This window comes from Alteromonas sp. RKMC-009, assembly GCF_003584565.2.
GTDB lineage: Bacteria > Pseudomonadota > Gammaproteobacteria > Enterobacterales > Alteromonadaceae > Alteromonas.
In genome coordinates, this window is sequence record NZ_CP031010.1 from 3,778,189 (window position 1) to 3,800,923 (window position 22,735).

The following is a 22,735-nucleotide window of genomic DNA, read 5'->3' on the forward strand; positions in this document are numbered from 1 at the left end:
CCGAAATGAACAAAGAAATGTATATAGATGAATCTTCAGAAGTTTATGATGCCATCGTAATTGGTTCAGGCGTTACCGGAGGCTGGGCGGCGAAAGAGCTGACCGAAAAAGGCATGAAAACGCTTATGATAGAGCGTGGCCGTGTTGTTGAACACCGCAAAGACTATATCTCAGAAGCCGTACCGCCCTGGGAATATGCCAACCGTACAAAGGTGGCAAAAGAACTTACTGATGAGCAATACAAAATTCAAAAGCAGTGTTACGCCTTCCATGACGGGACAAAACACTTCTTTGGTAACGATAAAGATTATCCTTACAGTACAGAGGAAGGGACGGATTTCAGCTGGATCAGAGCTAATCAGCTGGGGGGTAAATCGTTACTCTGGCACCGTCAGTCATACCGTATGAGTGCCTTCGACTTTGAAGCAAATAAGAAAGACGGCCACGGCAATGACTGGCCCATCCGCTACAAAGATTTAGCGCCCTGGTATGAGTATGTAGAAAAGTTCGTGGGGATCAGCGGGGCTGCGGCCAACCTGCCGCAATTGCCTGACAGCGTATTTTTACCGCCGTTTGAAATGACAAAGCCAGAGCTGGATTTCACCGCAAAAATGGCGGAAGCCGAGCCGGATAAACCGGTCATCATCAGCCGCTGCGCCCATTTAACAAAGCCGCAGAAAATCCATCTGGAAATGGGCCGTGCACAGTGCATGGCCAGAAACGAATGTCAGAAGGGCTGCTCGCTGGGTGCTTACTTCTCAACACAAAGCGCTACCCTGCCCGCTGCAGCCAAAACAGGTAATCTGTACATTGCGCCAAACAGCGTGGTGGAAAGCCTCATCTATGATGAGAAAACCAATCGCGTGAAGGGTGTACGTGTTATCGACAACGATACCCTGAAACAGCGGGAATATTACGCCAAAGTAGTGTTCTTATGTGCTTCCACTCTGGGGACCACTCAGATCATGCTGAACAGCACATCGAAACAATTCCCCAACGGTATTGCTAACAGCTCCGGCGTACTTGGCCATTATCTGATGGACCACAATTACAATGCACTGGTGACCGCCAGCATTGACGGCTATGAGGAAGAATATTATTCCGGCCGCAGACCGGCATCGCTGTATATTCCTAACTTCCATTATGAACCCGGCCGCTACCATAAAGACTTCAAACGGGGTTATGCATTAGCCGGCAGTGCATCCCGTGCCGACTGGCAGTCGATGGGCAGTATGGATGGCTTTGGGAAGTCGTTTAAATCACTGTTACACAATCCCGGCGGCTGGGGAATTGGCCTGCAGGCGCAAGGAGAAATGCTTCCCCGTCACGATAATCAGGTGGCGCTGCACAGTACCAAAAAAGACAAATGGGGCATTCCTCAGTTAAATATCAACTGCAAGTGGTCAGATAACGAAAACGCCATGATGCAAAGTGCACTGGAAGTGGCCTCTTCGATGATGGAAAAAGCATGCTTCAATAATATTGAACAGCGTATTCTGGGTCAGCCGCCGGGTCTGGCTATTCACGAAGTGGGAACAGCCAGAATGGGCCGGGATCCGAAAGATTCCATTTTAAACGGCTATAACCAGGCTCATGACGTACCGAATTTATTTGTGACAGACGGTGCCAGTTTCTGTTCTACTGGCGTGGGAAATCCCTCGTTAACCTTTATGGCAATTACTGCCAGAGCAGTTGATTACGCAGTAAAAGAATTCAAATCAGGACGACTATGATGACTAAAACAATGAAGCGACTCTCTCCAGTAGCACTGGCTATTGGCCTTGGCGCAACAGCATTGCTGGGTGGTTGCAGTGAACAACCCGCTCAGAACACGCAAACTGCATCTGAACCGGCTGCACAGGTAGCAGCCCCGGAGACAGAACAAGCTTTTGTTGCTCCGCAAATCAGCGTGCAACTGTGGTCGGTGAAAGACGCATTGAAAGACGACTTTAAAGGAACGCTGGAAAAGCTTGCAGCTCTTGGCTTTGACGGCGTTGAATTCGCCGGCGATTTCGGCCCCTACGCAGAAGACCCTGCCGGTTTGAAAGCGTATCTGTCTTCCATTGGTTTAACGGCCAGCGGCGCACACGTACAAACTCCGCAGTTAACGGATAACCTGGAAGACACCGTTGAGTTTTATCAGGCGCTGGGTATTGATGCTCTGATCATTCCCTGGGATGACCGCGCATTTAACGGTGATGACGTTAAAGCATTCGCTGCGGAACTTACTGCTTTATCTGAAGCGCTGGCACCTTATGGCATGCAGGTTGGTTTTCATAACCATGCTCAGGAATGGGCAGATTACGGCGATACCAGCTATTTCGACTATATTGCCAGTCATACGCCTGAGTCAGTCATTTTGCAGCAGGATGTGGGCTGGACCGTACACGCTGACAAAGACCCAATTGCTTTCGTTCGTCGCTATCCCGGCAGAACATTAACCACTCACTTTAAATCTGATGTGCCGGAAGACAGTGACTTACTACCCATTATCGGCAAAGACGATATAAGCTGGTCTGCGATTTACCGTGCGACAGTTTTAGATGGTGGTGCTGAATGGATTGTCATTGAGCAGGAAGTCTATCCTGACGGACTTTCTCCTATGGACGCTGTAGCCGCCTCTAAAGCCGGCTTCGACGCTATCATTGCAGAATAATTAAGCGCTGATGCTGTATTCCCTGCACCTGTGCATTGCTGCGCAGGTGCAGAGAGCCAGCATGATTTTTTACTTAGTATCCATAATCAGGCCGGAACCGACGCGATGGCTTCCCTGACGGGGGTTTCGCCTTCAGTCAGCTCGATAATTTTACGGCTGATCCCCTCATTTTCGATAATAGCCAGCAGCGTTTCAGCCACATCATCCCTTGAAATATCACCATATTTAATGGCGAGCCCGGCATTTACCTTTCCCGTTCCCTCTTCCAGCGTAAGCGTGCCCGGCCGGAGGATGACCCAGTCCAGCTTGCTCTGTGCCAGATACACATCTGCCAGACGCTTCACCCGCATGTAGTTTTCAAAGGTTTCTGATATATGTTTGCCCCGGCCGGCATCCGGGAATGCCGAAACAAGAATGAAACGTTTCACACCGGCAGCCTGCGCGGCGTCTACCGATTTTTCCAGTCCCTCACCGTCAACGGCATTCGTTAACTCCACACTGGCACCACCGGCACCGGCGGAGAACACCACGGTATCAGCGCCTTTCATTGCTGTGGCTAAGCTGTCGACGCTGGCATCTGTGATACTGAGAAGACAGGGTTTCCCTCCCAGCCCGGTCAGGCTGTCGCTTTGTTCCGGCTTCCGGTGCATGGCCGTGACCTGATGGTCGTTGTCACTTAACCGCTTCACTAAACGCGAACCCACTTTACCTGCGGCACCGACAATAAATACGTTTGCCATGTTTTTACTCCTCTTTCAGATTGTCGCCCGGCGTAATGTCGCTCAGGCTTGCCCGTTTGGAAGAAGGGCAAAAAAATCATAAGTACAAGATTGGTACTCAGCGGAGTGAGGCAAGATCAACCGGTGCGGTGCAACGTAGATTTTCCGCGGCCCGTCGATATTCTGAATCAGGTTGGCGGGAATAAAGTACAAACTGGTACATACGTCATTTTGATCCCTTACACGGAGCGGTTTATGCGTCGCACGCTGTTAATATGCTTGCTTTTGTGCATCCATTCATTGTCATATGCGGCTGAATTGCCGTCTTATGACAAACGTCTTTCAACACTCTCCTACCCTTTTCCCGTGAACATTTTTTCTTTTGAGTCACAGGGGCAGAAATTAGAAATGGCTTACATGTATTTGCCACCTGATAAAGAAATGCCAGTGATTACATTGCTTCACGGGAAGAATTTCAACGGCACATACTGGCAGCAAACCGCTGAATTCCTCCATCAGCAAGGCTACGGTGTGTTGATCCCCGACCAGGTCGGGTTTGGCAAATCGTCCAAACCCGTTAACTATCAATACAGCTTTGCGGCACTGGCTGCCAACACCCGGGCGCTGATGAGCGCATTGAAAATAGACCACAGTATTATCACCGGCCACTCCATGGGCGGTATGCTTGCCTCCCGTTTTGCGTTGCTCTATCCGGATGAGACCAGACAACTGGTGCTGATTAACCCCATCGGACTGGAAAACTATCTGCTGTATGAGCGTTACACAGATCCCGGCAAGGTGATGGAAAACGAACTGAATAAAACACCGGATATGATAGTCAGCTATCAGAAGAAACATTATTACGACGGAAAATGGAATGATGAATTCGCCAGTCACGCTGCATTCCTGCAAGGCTGGATCAACGGCCCGGACTGGCCGCAACTGGCGCAGGTAAGTACACTCACTTACGATATGATTTTTACCCAGCCGGTGATTGAAGAGTTTGACCATTTCAGTATGCCGGTTTCCATGATACTGGGTACACGGGACAGAACCGCGCCCGGCGCAGCCAATATTCGCCCCGGCGTTGAGCGGCAACTGGGCCGGTATGACAAACTTGGTGACGAGGTAAAAGCCCGCAATGGCAACATTAATGTCATCGGGTTGTCCGGGCTGGGTCATCTTCCGCACATTGAAGATTTTGACCGCTTCACCACCGCTTTTTCGGCCGCTCTGCATCAGAAGACGTCACCTTAAAGAGGGGGTGAAATCGCCTTACAGCTTAGCTTCACAAACCCTTGCCAGCAAAGGCCTGAAACCGGTTTTTGTTGGTAAAATTGCACCGTATACAACTGACGTCTTATTCCGTTCCCGTTAATTCGATGTAAAGTCATTGCTGTATTTTTTAGCAGCGGGCTTTCTTGTTCAATTGCTGCTTCCCATCTTCTTTTTACCATCGCATTGGAATCTTTTTTGAAAAGCGATTTATCGGAGTGATCATGTTTTCTGAATCCAGAATTTTGTGTCCGCAATTAAAAAATAAAGTGATGAGTGCTGAACAGGCTGCTGCATTCATCAATGACGGTGACACAGTAGGTATGAGCGGTTTTACCGGCGCCGGTTACCCCAAAGCCCTGCCGGGTGCCCTGGCTAAACGTGCAGAAGCACAACGTCAGGCGGGCAATCATTTCCAAATCAATTTGTGGACCGGTGCCTCAACGGCGCCTGAGCTTGATGGTGCGCTGGCAGCCGTGGACGGAATTAACATGCGCCTGCCTTTCCAGTCCGACCCTGTTTGCCGCAAGCAAATCAATAATGGTCAGATGCATTACATCGATATTCACTTATCTGAAGTTTCCCAGTACGCCTGGTCAGGCTTTCTGGGCAAACTGGACATTGCGGTTATTGAAGTGACGGCTATTCATGAGGATGGCCGGTTAGTGCCTTCATCTTCAATTGGCAACAACAAAACCTGGATTGAACAGGCTGACAAGATCATTCTGGAAGTGAACAGCGGACAAAGCCTTAAACTGGAAGGCATGCATGATATTTATTACGGCACCGCCCTACCGCCAAACCGTAAGCCTATCATGTTGACTAAAGCCGATGACCGTATCGGTGATGCGTATTTCACTATTCCTCCGGAGAAGCTCCTTGCCATCGTAGAAACCTCTGCCCCTGACAGGAACAGTCCGTTTACGCCGCCGGACGCCTGCTCAAGACAGATTGCTGACCATATTCTCGATTTTTTCCGCTTTGAAATTCAGAAAGGCCGCTTACCCAAAGAACTGCTGCCATTGCAATCAGGCGTGGGCAACATTCCCAATGCCGTGCTGGAAGGCCTGGATACCGGCGGCTATAAAAACCTGACAGCGTACACGGAAGTGATTCAGGACGGCATGCTAAAAATGCTCAAGTCCGGTACGTTATCAGTAGCCTCGGCCACAGCATTTTCACTCAGCCCCACAGCGCTGGACGAGCTGAATAAAAACATGGATTTTTACCGCGAGAAAATCATTCTCCGTCAGCAGGATATCAGTAATCACCCTGAGATCGCCCGCCGTCTGGGCGTCATTGCCATGAACGGCTTACTGGAAGCAGATATCTACGGGAATGTGAATTCCACCCATGTGATGGGCACCAGAATGATGAATGGAATTGGTGGCTCAGGCGATTTCGCCCGCAACGGTTACCTGTCTATTTTTGTCACCCCGTCCACCGCTAAAAACGGCGCAATATCCTCTATCGTGCCTATGGTGTCTCATGTGGATCACACCGAACACGATGTTAAAGTCATCGTTACCGAGCAGGGTCTGGCTGATTTACGGGGACTGTCACCCCGTCAGCGGGCAAAAGTCATCATCGATAAATGTGCCCATCCGGACTATCGCGACAGACTGCACGACTATTTCGAAAGAGCCTGTGCCAGCGCCCGCGGTATGCATACCCCTCATATTCTCGGCGAAGCCCTTAGCTGGCATGAGAACTACGAACAGTTTGGTAAAATGTAGATATACCTGAGAAAGCCGGTGATTGACCTGATCACCGGCGGATGTTGAGCCGGACACCCCGGCATTTTATTTCTTCTGTGAAAACAACCATGGCAGTAGTCCGGGTTCTGCCAGAGCCGGATCCCAGCTGTTATGATTCACGTCCGGGTAGGTGGTGAATTTAACCGGATTACCCTGAGCCTTCAGCCCTTCCACCATGCGAATGTTATATTCGGGGATCACCACCTGATCCACATCGCCATGGAATGCCCAGACGGGAAGATCAGAACGGATATTGCCGGCAAGTTCAGCGTTTGCACCGCCACAAATAATCACTGCGGCAGCGAAGGTGTCGGGCTTTCTGGCTAACAGCTCATAGCTGCCCATGCCCCCCATAGACAATCCCATCAAATACATGCGGGATGTACCCACGAAAGGCTGCTCTGACAACCAGTCCGTTATTGCCATGACGCCTTTCAGCGCGTCTGTGGCCGGCACGTCATTTTCGCCGGTATACGGATAGTCAAAACTGAAGGGTAACTGACTGCGGTCAGCGATGGCGGCGGCCCAGTAATCTTCTGCAGGCGCCTGAGGGAAAATAACGATGGCGGGAAAGTCGCTGCGGTGCTCTGCAAACAATTTACCACCGTTGTTCAACTGTGCCTGATTGTCGCTGCCACGCTCACCGGCACCATGCAGAAAAAGCACTACCGGATAGGTTTTCTGCGGATCAAATTGTTCCGGCAACATCATCTGATAAGGTGTTTTTGTGCTTCCGCTGTCAAACACATTGGCTTCATAATACTGTCGCCAGACTTCCACGGCGGCGGATTCCTGTGTACTCACATTCTCTGCCGCAGGTTTTTTTGGCGCCTGAACAACAGGCGTATTGTGAGTGGTACACCCTACCAGCAGAACACTCAATGCTACAGCATTGATTGAAAACTTAGCCAATCTTCCCATCATCTTTTTCCCTGTTAGTGTCCAATGGACTGAATGTTCGACTGTACTTTATGGTCGATAGTGAATCCCAGCTTTTTCAGTCCCCGCTGAACATCTTTATCCTTCATAAAGGTGTTCCACAACAAAGCTGTCCGGTAGTTTTCTATCATGCCGACAATGGGTCCCTGGTCGATAGCCAGATAAGTGTTTCTTACCTGGGTTTCCGGATTGTCAGACACACTCAAATTAATGCCGTCGAAAAAACCCATCCGGCCAAACATGTGGCGGCCATGGTTACGGTAAAGGTTTTTCAATACTTTCATCGATTCAGCCGGTGTATACGGCATAGAGGATAAGGCGGCCGTTGGCGCAATAGTGCCGTGATCCCGTTCGGCGCCCGGTGCGTGTGCCGTATAACCCACCGGCACCATATCACCGGCTGTCAGCCCCCAGAGATCTTCACCATAGCCCTGCCAGCCAAAGGGATTATCAATACAGTACGCGCGGTTTATCAGCGTATGGCGTTTGTTTTGCTCCCAGTAATTCGTGTAGCGATCCCGCAAGCCTCTTGGATCCAGCCCCATGAAGCTGTAATGAGCAAAGAACAAAGGACCGCCCATGTTCACTTTATTACCCAGCGGTAAGGTCATGCCATAATAGGTTGAATAGTTTCTGAATTCTTTGACTTCCCAGCCCCCCCAGCCTTCGTGGTAAGGTTCAGCGGAAATAGCATTAGTCGGGGATGACGCAGCAAGAATGTAGACAATCAGCGCCTCATTGTAGCCTTTGATAGGGTGATTCATTTTCCAGCCGTAATTTTTCGACCAGTGCCAGTACAGAATATCTTTGCCCTGTGTATACCATTCCCAGTCCATGTCTTCCCACAATGCAGTAATGCGGTTGCGTAAACGCTGCTCTTCTTTATCTTCGCCGTTGAAATACTGACGGGCAGTCAGCAGACCCTGCATCATAAATGCGGATTCAACAATATCGCCGCCATCATCGTATTTACTGAAGTTAAAAGCATTCAAATCATCTGCGGTATACCAGTGTGCCCACATGCCCTTGAAGCGCTCGAACTGTTCCAGATGGTCTGTCATTTTGTTCAGTCTCGCCACAGCTGCCTTGCGGTTTACCCAACCCCGTTCCGCAGCAGTGATGATTGCGGCAATACCAAACCCTGTACCGCCGGTTGTCACGATGTCACCGTCCTGGTCCATGAAGGGAATACGTTCCCGCGCCATGCCACTGGAAGGTTCAGCATGGTCCCAGAAATAGCGGAAAGTATAGCGCTGCACCATATCCAGCAGCTCATCATCGGTAAAATCGCGGGTTTTGGCTTCTCCTGTTGCCAGTTCTGTTTCTGTATCGCCGTTTACTTCCATAAGCCGGTATTGCAAGGTCAGATTAGTGCCCAGATCACGGACAAAATCCATGGCAAATGCACTGTTCGTTTCCAGTCGCGTGTGCCAGTTCTTGCCGTCCTGCGTTACCTGAACACGATAGCGGGTACCTTCTTCATGCAATGATTCCCAGTTCAGTTCTACGTGACTGTCGTAACCGGTTATCTGCCATCCGGCAGCGAATACGGGCAGATTAAATAAAGTGATAATGGCGAAGATTGCGCCGGAAAAGCGTTTACTGTTCATGCTGTCTGGCCTCTGATTAAGGTCATGTTTTTATTGATAAAGCCGGGGCAGTCATGCTGCCCCGTTTTGGATTAAAATATATGATGTCCGGGTTGGAACGTCAGAAGCGCCAGCCTGCTGACAGCTTCAACTGACGTTTTCCGCCGTTAGTTGCCGCAGTCATATTTGGCTGCTGGAAGTTACTTTCATCAGGATTCAGATAGAACGTGTTGTAGTTATTTTCGTTAAACAGGTTCTGTACATCAAAACGAATCCAGGCGACGGAGTTTTCACTGATGTAATCTGTCGGGAAGTCTTTACTCAATGCCAGATCAAAGCGTGAATAGTCACTGGCCGGTGGCTCTGCCCGGCGGAAAGCACACTGGTCATTTTCATCACACAGGGTGTATTGATAAATAGTTTCAGAAGACCAGGTGTATTTGGCAGTGAGCGCCACATTCCAGGGTAAGTCGTAAGAGCCGGTAAGCACAACCCGGTGATCAGGTACGCCAACAGACTTGTTCCAGCCGTAATCGCTAACTGATTCATAGTCAAAAGCATAGACTTCACTGTAAACACGGTTTTCTTCCGCATCAGTAAAGGTGTAAGCGATGTTCACGCCCCAGCCGTCTTTATGAGAACGGTTCAGTTTAAAGTAGAGGTTATTCGCGCGGGTTTCGCCGTCGTTAGTTCCGATGATCAAACTGCCCCAGCCCGGAATACCGTATCCCCAGGGCGAGCCCCAGTTAGTGCCTGGTTGAAAAAATTCGCCGTCTGGCAAGCGGTTGCCCAGCAGCCAGTTAAAGCCATTTTTACTCACCGTTCTGGCAATACTGATTTCTGAGTTCCAGTCACCGAACACACTGCGTACACCCAGACTCATTTGATCGGAGTATGGCATCTTTAAATCGTTGGGCAAGAGATGACGGCTGCCCCTCACCTCAGTGCTGCTGATTAAAGAATCCAGCCCAGCCTGCGTGAGATAAACAGGGTCCCATGCCACACAATTTGACGATGAAGCATCACACTGATTAGCTCTGTCTCCCTGAAAGAAGTATTCCGCCGTAGCAAACGAACCGGAGCTTTGTTCCAGTTGCATAAAATCGAACTGATTACGATCATAGGAACGGCCATAGCCACCGAACAGCATATGGTTACGGTCTTCGTCCATCACATAACTGAAACCGAGACGGGGCTGCCATGCACCGGTGAAGTATTCTCTCTCGCTGCCGGTACTGATGTAATTTTCAATATCAAAATTGGCGTTCTGAATGTTCTCCCAACCCCGTAAGGCATCGACTAATTCATCCGGCGTCTGATAGTCTTTGTAGCTCGGGGTTTCTTCGTAATCCCAGCGGATCCCGATATTCAGCGTTAACCTGTCAGTGACTTCCCAGTCATCCTGAATATAAATACCGAACTGACGGTTTTTCGCTTCTACAGCACCGCCCACGGAATCGTCTGCCGGGATCCCCCACTGCACGCGATAGGGCTGCACGATGTCGAAATTGCCCTGACCATTGAATTCAACGTTGTAGTAATACTGCGGATTAATTGGCTGTTGCTGTATGGTGCGTAATTCGATGTCTTTGTATTTAAAGCCGGCTTTAATCACGTGATAACCGTGCCAGTCCAGATCAAGCCAGGTGAAATCGTTTTGGATCCCCCACCCTTTCTGACCTTTTTCCTGATAGTCCTGCCCGCCGCCTACATTGATGATCGACTGCTGCGCTGCGGTTACTAAACGCATGCCGGGCTCATCAGTGAAAGCACGGGGATTCCAGGCAGCATCTTCATAAGTCAGCCGGAATTCGGCCTGCCAGGCATCGGCTGTGTAGGTATATTTCATGTGATAACGGTGATCTTTTACCTCGCGGTCCACACCGTATTCATAGGCATTGGCGCCGCCAAATCCGGATACATCACTTTCATCCCGTAATTTCACGGACAATTCCAGCGCCTGGTCAGCATTGATCATCCAGTCAATTTTGCCGAAAAAAAGATCTTCCTCAAAATCAGAAGCAAAACGGCCTATCTGAGATGCGTATTCATCAGGCAAAGTGACAAAGTTAACCCCTTCTCCACCGATCACATCCTGAGGCTGGGCAATGGTTTTCTTCTCGTAAGATGCTAAAAAGTGCAGCTGATCTCTGATAATGGGGCCGGCAAAGGTTGCACCGGCGTGACGGATGAGTGAGCGGGTTTTCCCCTGCGTTTCGTTTGGTTCAGCCTCACGGAGTCCTTCATCGGTGTAGTCGACAAAGAAATCACCTTCAAATTCGTTGGTACCCGAACGGGTGACGGCAGTAATGGCTGTACTGCCTACCTGGTCATACTCGGCTTTGTAGTTTTGCGTAATCACCTTGTATTCGCCAATGGCACTTTGCGGGAACGGATTTCCACGGCTGGAGTCCTGACCCGTGACACCGCCTTTAAGGACATAATCTTTCTGGCTCACACCATCAAGAAACACGTTAACACTGCGCTGATGCTGAGCCCCGCCCCGCAAACTCACGCTGCCGTCGGAGGAGGTATTTACCTGCACGCCCGGCGCCAGATCGGCAAAGGCCAGAAAGTTACGGTTATTCTGTGGCAGGCGCATCATCATTTCAGGGGTGATATTGGTGCCGATTTCTCCTCCGGAGAATGCCTCAATGCGGGTACCGGACACCGTAATGACTTCCATATTGTCATCTCCGCTGGCTGCCACATCAAAATTCAGTCGCGCTGTCTGCCCTACGCGAAGAGTGATTTCTTCAACATCACCGTCCACGATAACCTGATAAGTACCGGGTTTCAGACCAACAAACACGTAGGAACCATCTTCACGGGTGGTGGTTTCACTGACATATCCCCGTTTGGTATCACGGGCCATGACCTTCTTGCCGGCCAATGATTTTGTGGTGCTCTCTACTTTCCCCCGCAGGGTGGCTCCTTCAATCTGTGCCAGTGCCGGAAAACTGCTGATCCCCGCTGAAGCGATGGCAATAGTCAGGGCGCTGCGCTTCAGCCAGTGTGGTGTCTTATTCATTGTGTCTCTCCATAAAATAGTGGCCGGCTTCATATCCACGCTCCATCTGTTGTGACCTGTTGCCGGTAACGCTCACTGAGCGGAGGATCTCTGTCCTTTTTTTGCTCAGCCTGGTCATGTCACTGTCGATACGCTTTCCCTGATTGCACAACTACCACCCTATGGAAACCGATTTCATCAACAAACCAATAAAACGCCGGATAGATCCAATAAATACCAGGTAAAAAGAATACGATCCGGCGTCTGGGATCCAAATCTACATTAGCCTTCATTCTAAAGTCAAATACAAAAAATTAACAAATAAGGTTCACTAAAATATCCTGAAAACCTGACTTAAACATTAAAATACATAAACTTAGAGAAGTATTACTTTTATAAAAATGTTAATACGGATGATGTATTAGAGAGGTTCAAAAAACCGGCAGGTTGGAAGGAGAAGACAGGCGGGCACTAAACATTGCCGGAGAGTGCGGGAATCTTATTATGGTGGGATAAATCTGAGAATTTAAAACAAACTATTGATTTTTATTAACTTAAAAAATAAAGAGACAAACAATGAAACCGATTTCCATCACTTTTATTGCCTTTACTGTCCGGAACTGCCAAACTCACTGAAAATTATTACGTGCTGAAATACACAAAAGCTCAGTATCAACCGGTTTTTCCTTATCCCGACAACTCGCAGAACAAAGAGGATCAGGCTCATGAATAAACGTTTGCCGGCCCTGTCGAAAAGTGGCCATAAAGAACTTGCAATGAGTGATATCGCCAGCAAGGCCGGCGTCTGTAAAGCGACCGTGTCACGGGCGTTAAACACACCTGAGCGTGTAAGTGAAGCCACCCGTAATAAGGTGCTCGCCGTCGTCTCGGAAATGGGTTACACGCCGAACAAACTGGCTGCCGGATTGCGTCAGGGAAAGTCGCGCAATATCGCTATTATGCTGCCGGATATTACCAATCCCTATTTTTCTCCGGTTATCCGCAGTATCGAGAACGTTGCTCACCGGCGGGGTTATTCAGTGATCCTGAACGATACGCAGGACAACCCGGTACTGGAAAAAACCTTTGCAGGTATGGTGAAGACCCGTCAGGTGGACGGCATCATCACGAATTCCAGCCGTATCCCCTTCGACATAGACCCGTCATTGCCCGTTGAAGAACAACTTCCTCCGTTGGTTAACGCATCTGAATTTACTGAAATTGACGGGATCCCTAAGGTAGGCGTAGACAATTACCGTATCGGCGTAGAAGCCACGGAACACTTACTCCGGCTGGGTCACCGTCAGATCGGGATCATAGCCGGCCCTGATTCTATTAACAGTTCCCGTTTGAGAGAAACCGGCTTTCGTGATGCGATGAAGCAGGCCGGCATTCCGGTTGACGGGCGCCTGCTGTACCACGGTGATTTTTCCAGCCAGTCAGGAGTCGAAGGCGTACACCGTCTGATGCAGCAGCGCAACCGGCCTACCGCCATTTTCTGCTTCGGAGATCTCGCCGCCATCGGCGCAATGCATGCTCTGCGGGAACTGGAATATTGCATACCCGACGATGTTTCGATTATCAGTGTGGACGGTATTGCTTTAGGTGAATACTGCGCGCCGCCGCTTACGACTATTGCCCAGCCAATGGAAGAAATTGGCGAAAAGATTGCTCATATTCTGCTGGATTTAATTGACGGGAACAGGCCGGCAGAACTGATGAATATTCTGCCCCATAAGCTGATAGTGAGAAAAAGTACCGGTCCTGTACCGCAACCCTGAATTCATTGCTGTCTGCGCCTGGCCGGTTGTGCAAAGCAACTTACACCTGCTGGTCTTTACCTGCCAGTCCAAGGCGGTTTGCCGTGAGAAACAGTATTGCAATTACCGCGGCACCGGCCGCGACAGCGGCACTGAAATAGAAACTGGCTACCGGAGATATGGCCCAGATTTGTCCGCCGGCAGCAACGCCCGCAGCCTGTCCGCCACCGATACATACCGCACAATACAATGCCTGCGCTTTACCTTCATGGGCAGGGTGCACGCATTGTTTGAACAGCAGCACCGCCACCGTATGAACCGCACTGAAAGAGACGCCGTGGAGTAACTGCAATAAAGTGAGCTCTGCAACATTGCCTGCCTGCATCCCTGTTCCCAACCAGCGAAAGGCTGTCAGAAACAGGCTCACCAGCAAAATGAACCGCAAACTGAAGCGGCGCATAAACCAGGGCATAGCGGCAAACATCAGTAATTCAGACGCGACGGCGACAGTCCACAGATTGCCGGTAACGGCCGCACTGATACCTTCCTGCTTGAGGAACAGACTGTAATAGCCGTAATAGCTGCCATGACTGAAGTTCACCATAAAGAACACTACCAGCAACAACCACAGCACCGGGTTTTGCCAGATCCCTCCAGGCCGTGCCTGATTGCCGTCCTTTTGTTCCTTTACCGGCTGGTCGCGGTTGACCAGCGTCATCAACCACAATGTGAACAGCAAGCCGGCGACAATGTAAGGCAACAATGCCACAGAATAAAGATTGATGATCTGTCCGGTCAGCCAGACAGCGCTTAAGAAACCGAAAGACCCCCACAGCCTGATTCTGCCGTAACGGTGAGGATCTTTTCCCAGGTGATTCAGCGTGATAATTTCGAACTGGGCATTCAGCCCCTGCCAGCAGAACGCACTGGCACATACTGCCAGAACCAGCGCCCAGTAATGTTCAAAAAAGGCAAACACACACAAAAAAATCAGCGCTGCTGCTAAATTTCCGGCACGGATAACACGCAGACGTGAGGATGCGCGGTCACACACCTCGCCCCACACGTAGGGAGCAATGAGGGTTGTTACCATCTGCAGTGCGGTGAGCTGTCCGGTCTGCCAGGCGCTGTAGCCCAGCGACTCCATAAACAGCATCCAGTAAGGCAGCATGGTACCGAGTACCGCACAGACAAAAAAATAAACCCCGGACAGCCGCCAGTAAGGCACGGCCGGTTCGGGGTTTCTGCTGGTAAACATCCTTGTTCAGACTCAGTGCTACGGGGTAGTGTTACTGAGTTTAATAGCGTCTTCGTTGATAACCCGCACTTCACGCTGCGGGAACGGGATCTCAATATCGTGTTCGCGGAGGGTTTCAAATACCATCAGCAGCAAGTCGCCGCCCACACGGTTCTGACCGTCATCCACACCTTCCATCCAGAACTCAACGAACATGTTTACGCCGGAGTCACCAAAGCTGTCGATTTCACAATCCGGCCGGTATTCAATTTCCACGTCATCGCCGCTGATCACCTGAGGATGTTCACTCACGGCATCTTTAATGATTTCAACCATGGAGCGGATATCCGTTCTGTAAGCAACAGAGAAATCAATCCGGTAACGTTGTTTGGAATCTTTGTGTGTCCAGTTTACCAGTAAGGAGTTGATGAACTTCTCGTTAGGCACCAGGATATCTTTACCGTCGTAAGTCTCCAGTACCGCATAACGCATTTTAAATTCACGGACAAATCCTTTGCTGCCGTCGTCCAGTTCAACGTAGTCACCGACAGTTAAAGAACGGTCGAGCAGGATAATAATACCGGAGATAAAGTTGGACGCGATGGACTGCAAACCGAGACCAAGACCCACACCCACAGCACCACCGAATACGGCCAGCGCAGTCAGGTTAATTCCCATGATATTAAGCAGCAACAGGAAGATAACGCAGAACAGCGCCACTTCGAACAGCTTGGCAAACACTTCCTTAGTGGTGACATCCAGCTTCTTATGGTTGCGGATAATATCCTTGCCCATGGAGTTTGAAGCACGGCCAAGCCAGAACAGTAAAATACCGAAAATAAGCACACGGGCGATACCGTAGGCAGAAACATCAACGTTACCCACGCTGAAAGAAACCGTTTGCAGGGCGCCGATAACTTTAGGCAGCACGTCAATCAGATGAAGGAAAACGATGGGGATCCCCACCCAGCGCAGGAACGCCGCTATCCCTTTATTGGAGACAAATTCACGGATGCAGGAATGAATGAAGATCAGCACAGCGATAACCACTGCGATTTCCAGCAGCCATGCATCCAGCTGATATTGTTTGCCCAGTACCGAAGTCAGTTTCAGTAAGGTGATAGTAATAATAGGGAATAATGTACCGCCGAGACGATACACAAACATTTGCAGTGAATGTGCGCCTTCTTTCGGCTCCTGCCGTGTCAGCACAAACAAACTGCGGATCTTCCTTGATACCAGCCATCCCACCAAATAAATCGCCAGCAACGCAGCAACCTGATACAGGAAACCGGGGCTTACCACCGCTTCCTGTACGTGCTGAAACTGACTTTGTAACTCTGCAACAAAATTTTCCATCAAGTAACCTGTTTGAGGATTTTTAACGGGCTTGTTGTATCGTCATTTACCGGTGGGGTAAAGCTTTTCCATATATTATTTCAATGTTCTGCGACCAGTGCACTGAGTTCTGATTTAAGGATGTTCTTTCTGACCTTTCCGGCACCGGTACGGGGTAATGCGTCCAGCAACCGGACATGTTTGGGCAATTTATAGCGGGCCAGCCCTTTTTCCATTTCCCGTAATAAGCCTTCCTTATCGAAAGACTCATGACTCACCGAGGGAACCACAAACAAACATCCGGATTCTCCCCACTTTTCATCCGGTACGCCAATCAGCGCACATTCCAGTATTTGCGGGAACCGCAGTGCCACAGCCTCAACTTCAGCGGGATACACATTCTCGCCGCCGGAGATGAACATATCTTTGATGCGATCCACAATGCGGATATAGCCGTCCTCGTCGCTTACGCCAATATCACCGGTCTGAAACCAGCCGTCAGGTGTGAAACTGCGTTCATAAGCACGGTGGTTCTTCCAGACATCCACAAACAGGTTCGCCCCTTTGATCTGTATTTCACCGGCTTCACCAAATGCTACCGGCTGATTACCCGGTCCGGTCAGCCGCACATCGATACGGTGTGTAGGTAAGCCCACGTACCCGGCTTTCTGATCGATAATACGCATATCAAAACTCATCCCGAGCACAGTGCCGGCTTCACTCATACCATACCCGTCCACGATGGGGATGCCGTCATTTAACCATGCTTTGATCTGTACTTCCGGATGCGGTGCACCACCTGTCAGCAACGCTTTTAGTCCCGTCATTTTTGACGCATCAAAATGTGCCAGTTGACGAAGGGCATTGGCCATTTGAGGTACACAGAAATAATGACTGACCGTCAAATCCGGATCACACAAGCGGTCAAAGGTACGTACCGGCTCGAATCCGTCAGAAATGATTAGCCGCCCACCGAAGTAAAGCGCAGGACGCACACAGGAAATCAGGCCGATGACATGGAACATGGGAGTCTCGCACAAAAAGGTACTGTGTTCGTCCACATGTCCCAGCAGCGCCATATTCTGCGTGGTTTCCATGATGGTTTCTTCGGTGTGAACAATACCTTTAGGTAATCCTGTTGTGCCTGACGTGTACAGGATAAGCGAAGGCGCGGCTGCGTTCTCATTACTGGTAGCAGAAGGCGTAAGTTCGCTGACCAGATCAGGCAGTGCGGAAAGCGCCACATAGGGTAAACCGGCACGATCAGCCTCTTTATCGCCACATACCAGCGAAGGCTCGCAATCATCCAGTAATTGCATCAGTTCTTCCTGAGACAAACGCCAGTTCAGAGGCACAAATAATACCCCTGCCCGTCCGCAAGCCAGATGCAGCGCCACGGTTTCAGCAGAATTTCTCGCCAGACAAACCAGCCTGTCACCCTTATGCACACCTTGTTGTGATAACCAGGTCACCAGGCGGGAAACGAAACCGTCCCACGCCTCATATGTCCAGCGACGCTGCGAGGTAATGTCGTACACCGCTTCGTCACCGGGACGCAGACGGGCCTGAAAAGAGAGAAAATCCATGCTGCTCACTCCGCTTACTTCTGCTGACTCTTATCGTATGCACCCAGACCTGGTTTATAGGTCTTGTCATCAATAAACTGCTTGATGCCTTCTTTGCGGCCATCGTTATCGAAGCTGTTTGCTGCTTCCTGAGCACGTACCAGATAGTCTTCCGCATTGTCGTAAGTCATTTCTTTCACGCGGCGGATGGCATCTTTTGTGGCTTTCAGGGCGACCGGATTTTTGCCTTTCAGCACATCACAAACCGCCTGAACACGGGATTTCAGCTCACTCAGCGGTACCGCTTCGTTAACCAGTCCCCACTCTGCCGCAGTTTTACCGTCGATGTTTTCCCCCATCATGGCGTGGTACATGGCTTTACGCAGTGGCAGCAAATCAGCCACGACCTTACTGGCACCGCCGCCCGGCAAAATACCCCAGTTAATTTCACTTAAACCGAATGTGGCTTCTTCGGCCGCAAAAGCGAGATCACATCCGAATAACGGACCGTACGCGCCGCCAAAACACCAGCCATTGATCATGGCAACCGTTGGCTTGTGGTACCAGCGCAGACGGCGCCACCAGCCGTAAGCTTCTGACTGCGCTCTGCGAGTTGCGCCCAGGCCTTTCGCTTCGTTTTCACGGAAATATTCTTTTAAGTCCATGCCTGCACTCCAGGAAGTGCCTTCCCCGGTCAGTACCAGCACGGCTACATCGTCGCTGTACTCCAGCTCATCCAGTACCCGCATCATTTGGCGGTTCAGCGCCGGATTCATGCAATTGCGTTTTTCCGGACGGTTCAGGGCAACCCACGCCACCCCGTTTTCGATTGTCACCGCTACGGTGTTTGCTTCCTGATTATCTGTACTCACAATCATTCCTTACTCAAAACGATAAAATTCAATGCTTTTAAAAAAATTTAAATGGGATAGTGGCCGGGTTCAGTTTCCACAGTGATCCAGCGCAGTTCTGTAAACTGATCGATACCGGCTTTGCCGCCAAAGCGTCCGTAACCGGAGGCACCCACACCGCCGAAGGGCATTTGCGCTTCGTCATGCACGGTAGGGCCATTCACGTGGCAAATACCGGATTGAATTTTTCTGGCGACTTTCATGCCCCGTGCTGAATCGCGGGTGAATACCGCCGCACTCAGTCCGTACTCAGAATCGTTGGCAATTCGCACTGCATCCGCTTCGTCTTTTGCACGGATCATCGCCACCACCGGGCCGAAGCTTTCTTCACTGTAAATCGCCATGTCAGCGGTGACTTTATCCAGCACCGTGGCCGGCATCAGTACCGATGTCGCTTTACCGCCGGTAAGGATCACAGCACCTTTGCTGACCGCGTCGTCAATCAGCCCGTTAACCTTTTCAACAGTTTTCTGATCAATTACCGCACCCAACGGAGTGTTGCCTTCACGGGGATCGCCGGTTTTCATGGTTGAGACCTTCGCTGCCAGCTTGTCGGCAAAGGCATCAGCCACCGCATCCACTACAACCAGGCGCTCGGTAGACATACAGATCTGACCCTGATTCATGAACGCACCGAAGGAGGCCGCTTTTACCGCTTCGTCAAGATCAGCATCGTCCAGTACCAGCATAGGGGCTTTACCACCCAGCTCCAGCAAGCAGGGCTTCAGATGTTCTGCTGCCCGTTTTGCGATAATGCGGCCCACGGCGGTTGAACCGGTGAAGTTAATGCGTTTTACCGGTTTGGCATCAATCAGCGCGCCCACAACATCAGCGGCATCTTCCGGCGCATTGGTGACGATATTCACTGTATTTTCAGGGAATCCGGCTTCCGCCAGCGCTTCGATAATCAGCGAGTGAGTGCGCGGGCACACTTCCGATGCTTTTAAGATCACCGCATTGCCGCAGGCAAGTGCAGTTGAAATGGCGCGTACGCCCAGAATAATTGGCGCATTCCAGGGAGCAATTCCCAAAATGACACCTACCGGAACACGCTGAGCCATGGCAACACAGCCCGGTTTGTCAGAAGGGATAACTTCACCGCTGATTTGTGTAGTCAGTGAGGCGGCTTCACGCAGCATGGAAGTTGCCAGCATCAGGTTGAACATGGCCCAGCCTGCAGTGGCGCCGGTTTCTTCCATCATGGCTTTAACGAAGTCGTCTTTCTTACCTTCAAGGGCAATAGCTGCCTGAGACAGGATGGCACGGCGCTGGTTAGGGCCAAAACCAGACCAGATTTCAAAGCCTTGCTGTGCTTGTTCTGCAACAGCCTGCATTTGTGCACCTTTCATTGCCGGTGCCTCACTGGCAACTTCGCCGGTGAGCGGGTTTAAGCGGGTAAAGTTCATCATCACTCCGTTTTCCGGTGGATTGGTTATTTTGTGACGGCAGACAAAGAAGAATGCGTTGCTGTTCCCCGTCCGCCCTGTTTGTTGTTTAAGAAATATATCGCCAGTGTGGCTACCAGCGCGCCGGTGCCCATGGCAATGGCCACACCCTGCAGGCTGACACCATTAGTGAAAAGTAGTCCGGCAACCACCGGGCTCAATGCTGCGCCACCACGACCGATGCCAATGACCACGCCCGTGCCGCTTGCCCGCACGTTCGCCGGGAAGGCCTGTGCCATCAGTCCATAAAGCCCGACAACACCGGCATTAGTGAAAAATCCTGTGGCTGCGGAGACCAGCGCCAGCGTACCTAAGTCGCTGTAGCCAATGCCGAATACCGACACCATCACGAAAGCCAGAATAAGTACCGGAATCATGGTGAGGCGCAAATTCAGTTTGCTGGTAAGCAGTCCCAGTAAAATGGCCCCCACGGCACCGCCCAGGTTTGCCCACACCAGCACCTGACCGGCCTGTGCAGCACCAAAGCCCATGTCCACCACAATTTTCGGGATCCACTTGAGAATGAAATAGAACGTCATGATTTGTGCAAAGTACGCTACCATTAACAGCAGCGTGAGCTTGCGCATTTCAGGCGAAAACAGTGTGCTGTAACTGGACTTTTTGGCTGATACTGCTGGCGCTGGCAGCGCATCCAGCAGAGGCTTTTTCATACGCGCGAGCATGTGATTGACCTTGTCCAGCGTGTTTTCTTTCGGATGGTTAACCATGTACAGCAAAGATTCAGGCAGCCAGAACGCCACCACCAGCATAAACAAACCGGTAATGCTGCCGCCGAAAATAAATACGGCACGCCAGGTGTGGGTTTCCAGCAACATTGACGCAATACTGCCGCCAAGCACTGCGCCGATGGGATAGCCGGTGGCCATGATAATGACGCAAAGGTTGCGGCTTTTCTTATTCGCAAATTCCGATACCATGGCGTTCGTAGAAGCCAGCATACCGCCAATTCCCAAACCGGTGATGAAGCGGATGATCAACAGTGTCATTACGCTATCGACGAACGCCGCACCGAACATGCCAGCGGTCATCAGTACGAGACAAAACTGAATTGTGGGTTTGCGGCCAAATTTATCGGCAACGCCGCCAAGGAAAATAGAACCGAAGGCCATCCCCACCAGCTCCATGGCCAGCACCACACCCAGTTCGGCACGGTTAATCCCCCACTCAGCGGCAATTCCTGGCGAAGCAAAGCTGATAGCCAAAACATCAAAGCCATCCAGCGCATTAAGGGAGATACAAATGACAATTGCCACCCACTGCACAGGGCTTAGTTTGGAATCATCAAGAATTGCGGTTAAAGACATAGTGACCATCCTCTAAGTCACTTACGCAACAAGAAAATAAGGCGTCAGGCGTAAATGACTTGTGTAATCGTTAAACATGATATTAACAATTAAACACATTCTGAGAATGGCATAAAGTGACTAATTACTTTGCAAAAAGTGACACTCTATATTTTATGCAAAGAATATTAAGCTTCGCTGTCAGTCAGAAGCTGTTGTCTGAAATCCCGGGGCGACTGCCCGGTCCAGTTCCGGAAGGCTCTGGTGAAAACGGCAGGGTCTGAATAACCGACTTTTTCTGCCACTTCATTGATGCGTAATCCCTGCTGGCCGAGGAAAAATATGGCCTTATCCCGTCTCACCACATCTTTCAGTTGCTGAAATGAGGTGCCTTCATCTTTTAGTTTGCGCATCAGAGTTCGGGTTGTCATGTGCAACTTGTCTGCACAATGTTCTATTGTGCCAGTGCCATTCGACATGGCTTTACTCAAAATAAGCTTGAGTTCTGTCGCAAGGCTGTAATCAGCTTTATATTGACGAAATAACTCGAGAGGACAGCGGGACATGAACGCCTTTAACGACGCTGCGTTTTGCTTTACCGGCCGCTCCAGATAATGGACAGGAAAAACTAAAGCAAGTTCAGTATGGTTAAACCGGTGAACGCCGGGAAATAAATAATGATACTCGCCAATATGATTAGGCGGCGGATAGGGAAAGCGGGTTTCATTAAGAGGAAGAATGTCTGAAATCAGCCAGGACGCATAGCGGTGCCAGGCCAGCAAACAAATTTCAGCAAAAAGGTGGTCCGGATCAAGGTGCATTTCCGTGGGCCTGATGACCAGGCGGACAACGTCTTTATCTTTGTGAAGGGTGATAAAATCATCATCTGTGAGCAGATTATAAAAGCGTGCACCTAAGGCCAGCGCCTGCCCCAGCGACGACTTCTGAACGGTCAGCTGCCCCATCATGTAATAAGAGCCTGATTTTAGCCGGTAGCCGGACATCCCCATACTTTCATCGCCGAGCTCGTCCCAGATAAGCTTCTGAAAAAGCGCCAGCTTTTCAGCCGGCACCCGCTGATCCGGTTTATCAACCACAGATTCCGTTAAGCCGGCTGATTCGAGCAGGCGTGCACTGTCTACGCCGCGCTCTGCCGCAGCATGATAGAGCGCTGTGATGTAGTGATTCGATGCACTGCCATACTCAAAATGTCTTCTCACTGGCAAAACC

At 50.4% G+C, this 22,735-nt stretch carries 16 protein-coding genes; 5 read left to right on the top strand and 11 right to left on the bottom strand.

Features of this window, described 5'->3' with window-relative positions:
- Positions 1 to 5: 5 nt before the first annotated feature.
- Both DS731_RS16695 and DS731_RS16700 read left to right on the top strand, forming a co-directional pair.
- Complete coding sequence (locus DS731_RS16695; protein WP_119502398.1) at positions 6 to 1,733, top strand: GMC oxidoreductase; 1,728 nt, start codon at positions 6 to 8, stop codon at positions 1,731 to 1,733.
- Positions 1,730 to 2,656, top strand: coding sequence for a sugar phosphate isomerase/epimerase family protein (locus tag DS731_RS16700; RefSeq protein ID WP_232373396.1), 927 nt, complete (start codon positions 1,730 to 1,732; stop codon positions 2,654 to 2,656). Before DS731_RS16695 ends, DS731_RS16700 begins: the two co-directional genes overlap by 4 nt.
- Positions 2,657 to 2,742: 86 nt before the next feature.
- Here the strand turns inward: DS731_RS16700 and DS731_RS16705 are convergent, their stop codons facing one another.
- Complete coding sequence (locus DS731_RS16705; protein WP_119502399.1) at positions 2,743 to 3,396, bottom strand: SDR family oxidoreductase; 654 nt, start codon at positions 3,394 to 3,396, stop codon at positions 2,743 to 2,745.
- Between the two features lie 387 nt (positions 3,397 to 3,783).
- On the opposite strand from DS731_RS16705, the gene DS731_RS16710 reads away from it, so the two are divergent.
- Together DS731_RS16710 and DS731_RS16715 are read left to right on the top strand one after the other, a co-directional pair.
- Positions 3,784 to 4,632 carry an alpha/beta fold hydrolase gene (locus tag DS731_RS16710; RefSeq protein ID WP_232373397.1) on the top strand — a complete coding sequence of 283 codons (849 nt, stop codon included), beginning with the start codon at positions 3,784 to 3,786 and terminating at the stop codon, positions 4,630 to 4,632.
- A gap of 242 nt (positions 4,633 to 4,874) precedes the next feature.
- Entirely contained in the window at positions 4,875 to 6,386 is a 1,512-nt protein-coding gene (locus tag DS731_RS16715) for an acetyl-CoA hydrolase/transferase family protein (protein WP_119502401.1), read from the top strand.
- A gap of 66 nt (positions 6,387 to 6,452) precedes the next feature.
- Here DS731_RS16715 and DS731_RS16720 read toward each other — a convergent pair whose 3' ends face one another.
- The 3 genes from DS731_RS16720 to DS731_RS16730 form a co-directional block, all read right to left on the bottom strand.
- Positions 6,453 to 7,331: a prolyl oligopeptidase family serine peptidase gene (locus DS731_RS16720; RefSeq protein ID WP_119502402.1), complete on the bottom strand. Its 879-nt coding sequence runs from the start codon at positions 7,329 to 7,331 to the stop codon at positions 6,453 to 6,455.
- Between the two features lie 11 nt (positions 7,332 to 7,342).
- Positions 7,343 to 8,956 carry a glucoamylase family protein gene (locus DS731_RS16725; protein ID WP_119502403.1) on the bottom strand — a complete coding sequence of 538 codons (1,614 nt, stop codon included), beginning with the start codon at positions 8,954 to 8,956 and terminating at the stop codon, positions 7,343 to 7,345.
- A 100-nt stretch (positions 8,957 to 9,056) separates the two neighbouring features.
- On the bottom strand, positions 9,057 to 11,966 hold the full coding sequence (locus tag DS731_RS16730) for a TonB-dependent receptor (protein ID WP_161599170.1): 2,910 nt from the start codon (positions 11,964 to 11,966) through the stop codon (positions 9,057 to 9,059).
- A gap of 704 nt (positions 11,967 to 12,670) precedes the next feature.
- Here DS731_RS16730 and DS731_RS16735 point away from each other — a divergent pair.
- On the top strand, positions 12,671 to 13,726 hold the full coding sequence (locus DS731_RS16735) for a LacI family DNA-binding transcriptional regulator (protein WP_119502405.1): 1,056 nt from the start codon (positions 12,671 to 12,673) through the stop codon (positions 13,724 to 13,726).
- A gap of 40 nt (positions 13,727 to 13,766) precedes the next feature.
- Here the strand turns inward: DS731_RS16735 and DS731_RS16740 are convergent, their stop codons facing one another.
- The 7 genes from DS731_RS16740 to DS731_RS16770 all read right to left on the bottom strand — a co-directional run bounded on the left by DS731_RS16740 (position 13,767) and on the right by DS731_RS16770 (position 22,725).
- A complete protein-coding gene (locus tag DS731_RS16740) occupies positions 13,767 to 14,963 on the bottom strand; it encodes an MFS transporter (RefSeq protein ID WP_119502406.1) in 1,197 nt (398 codons plus the stop codon).
- 18 nt (positions 14,964 to 14,981) lie between these two features.
- On the bottom strand, positions 14,982 to 16,301 hold the full coding sequence (locus tag DS731_RS16745) for a mechanosensitive ion channel family protein (protein ID WP_119502407.1): 1,320 nt from the start codon (positions 16,299 to 16,301) through the stop codon (positions 14,982 to 14,984).
- A gap of 80 nt (positions 16,302 to 16,381) precedes the next feature.
- Positions 16,382 to 17,866 carry an AMP-binding protein gene (locus tag DS731_RS16750; RefSeq protein ID WP_119502408.1) on the bottom strand — a complete coding sequence of 495 codons (1,485 nt, stop codon included), beginning with the start codon at positions 17,864 to 17,866 and terminating at the stop codon, positions 16,382 to 16,384.
- Positions 17,867 to 17,880: 14 nt separating this feature from the next.
- The gene (locus tag DS731_RS16755; protein ID WP_232373398.1) at positions 17,881 to 18,717 is read right to left on the bottom strand and encodes a p-hydroxycinnamoyl CoA hydratase/lyase; all 837 of its coding nucleotides are present in this window, start codon (positions 18,715 to 18,717) and stop codon (positions 17,881 to 17,883) included.
- 47 nt (positions 18,718 to 18,764) lie between these two features.
- Positions 18,765 to 20,165, bottom strand: coding sequence for an aldehyde dehydrogenase (locus DS731_RS16760; RefSeq protein WP_202980667.1), 1,401 nt, complete (start codon positions 20,163 to 20,165; stop codon positions 18,765 to 18,767).
- Between the two features lie 23 nt (positions 20,166 to 20,188).
- Complete coding sequence (locus tag DS731_RS16765; RefSeq protein ID WP_181013634.1) at positions 20,189 to 21,526, bottom strand: MFS transporter; 1,338 nt, start codon at positions 21,524 to 21,526, stop codon at positions 20,189 to 20,191.
- Between the two features lie 167 nt (positions 21,527 to 21,693).
- Positions 21,694 to 22,725, bottom strand: coding sequence for an AraC family transcriptional regulator (locus DS731_RS16770; RefSeq protein ID WP_161599171.1), 1,032 nt, complete (start codon positions 22,723 to 22,725; stop codon positions 21,694 to 21,696).
- Positions 22,726 to 22,735 lie beyond the last annotated feature (10 nt).

Coding starts and splice junctions, on each gene's coding strand:
- DS731_RS16710 (WP_232373397.1), top strand. CDS start 3,784: ATGGCTTACATGTATTTGCCACCTGATAAAGAAATGCCAGTGATTACA.
- DS731_RS16765 (WP_181013634.1), bottom strand. CDS start 21,526: ATGTCTTTAACCGCAATTCTTGATGATTCCAAACTAAGCCCTGTGCAG.
- DS731_RS16695 (WP_119502398.1), top strand. CDS start 6: ATGAACAAAGAAATGTATATAGATGAATCTTCAGAAGTTTATGATGCC.
- DS731_RS16720 (WP_119502402.1), bottom strand. CDS start 7,331: ATGATGGGAAGATTGGCTAAGTTTTCAATCAATGCTGTAGCATTGAGT.
- DS731_RS16715 (WP_119502401.1), top strand. CDS start 4,875: ATGTTTTCTGAATCCAGAATTTTGTGTCCGCAATTAAAAAATAAAGTG.
- DS731_RS16745 (WP_119502407.1), bottom strand. CDS start 16,301: ATGGAAAATTTTGTTGCAGAGTTACAAAGTCAGTTTCAGCACGTACAG.
- DS731_RS16760 (WP_202980667.1), bottom strand. CDS start 20,165: ATGATGAACTTTACCCGCTTAAACCCGCTCACCGGCGAAGTTGCCAGT.
- DS731_RS16740 (WP_119502406.1), bottom strand. CDS start 14,963: ATGTTTACCAGCAGAAACCCCGAACCGGCCGTGCCTTACTGGCGGCTG.
- DS731_RS16700 (WP_232373396.1), top strand. CDS start 1,730: ATGATGACTAAAACAATGAAGCGACTCTCTCCAGTAGCACTGGCTATT.
- DS731_RS16735 (WP_119502405.1), top strand. CDS start 12,671: ATGAATAAACGTTTGCCGGCCCTGTCGAAAAGTGGCCATAAAGAACTT.
- DS731_RS16705 (WP_119502399.1), bottom strand. CDS start 3,396: ATGGCAAACGTATTTATTGTCGGTGCCGCAGGTAAAGTGGGTTCGCGT.
- DS731_RS16725 (WP_119502403.1), bottom strand. CDS start 8,956: ATGAACAGTAAACGCTTTTCCGGCGCAATCTTCGCCATTATCACTTTA.
- DS731_RS16730 (WP_161599170.1), bottom strand. CDS start 11,966: ATGAATAAGACACCACACTGGCTGAAGCGCAGCGCCCTGACTATTGCC.
- DS731_RS16750 (WP_119502408.1), bottom strand. CDS start 17,866: ATGGATTTTCTCTCTTTTCAGGCCCGTCTGCGTCCCGGTGACGAAGCG.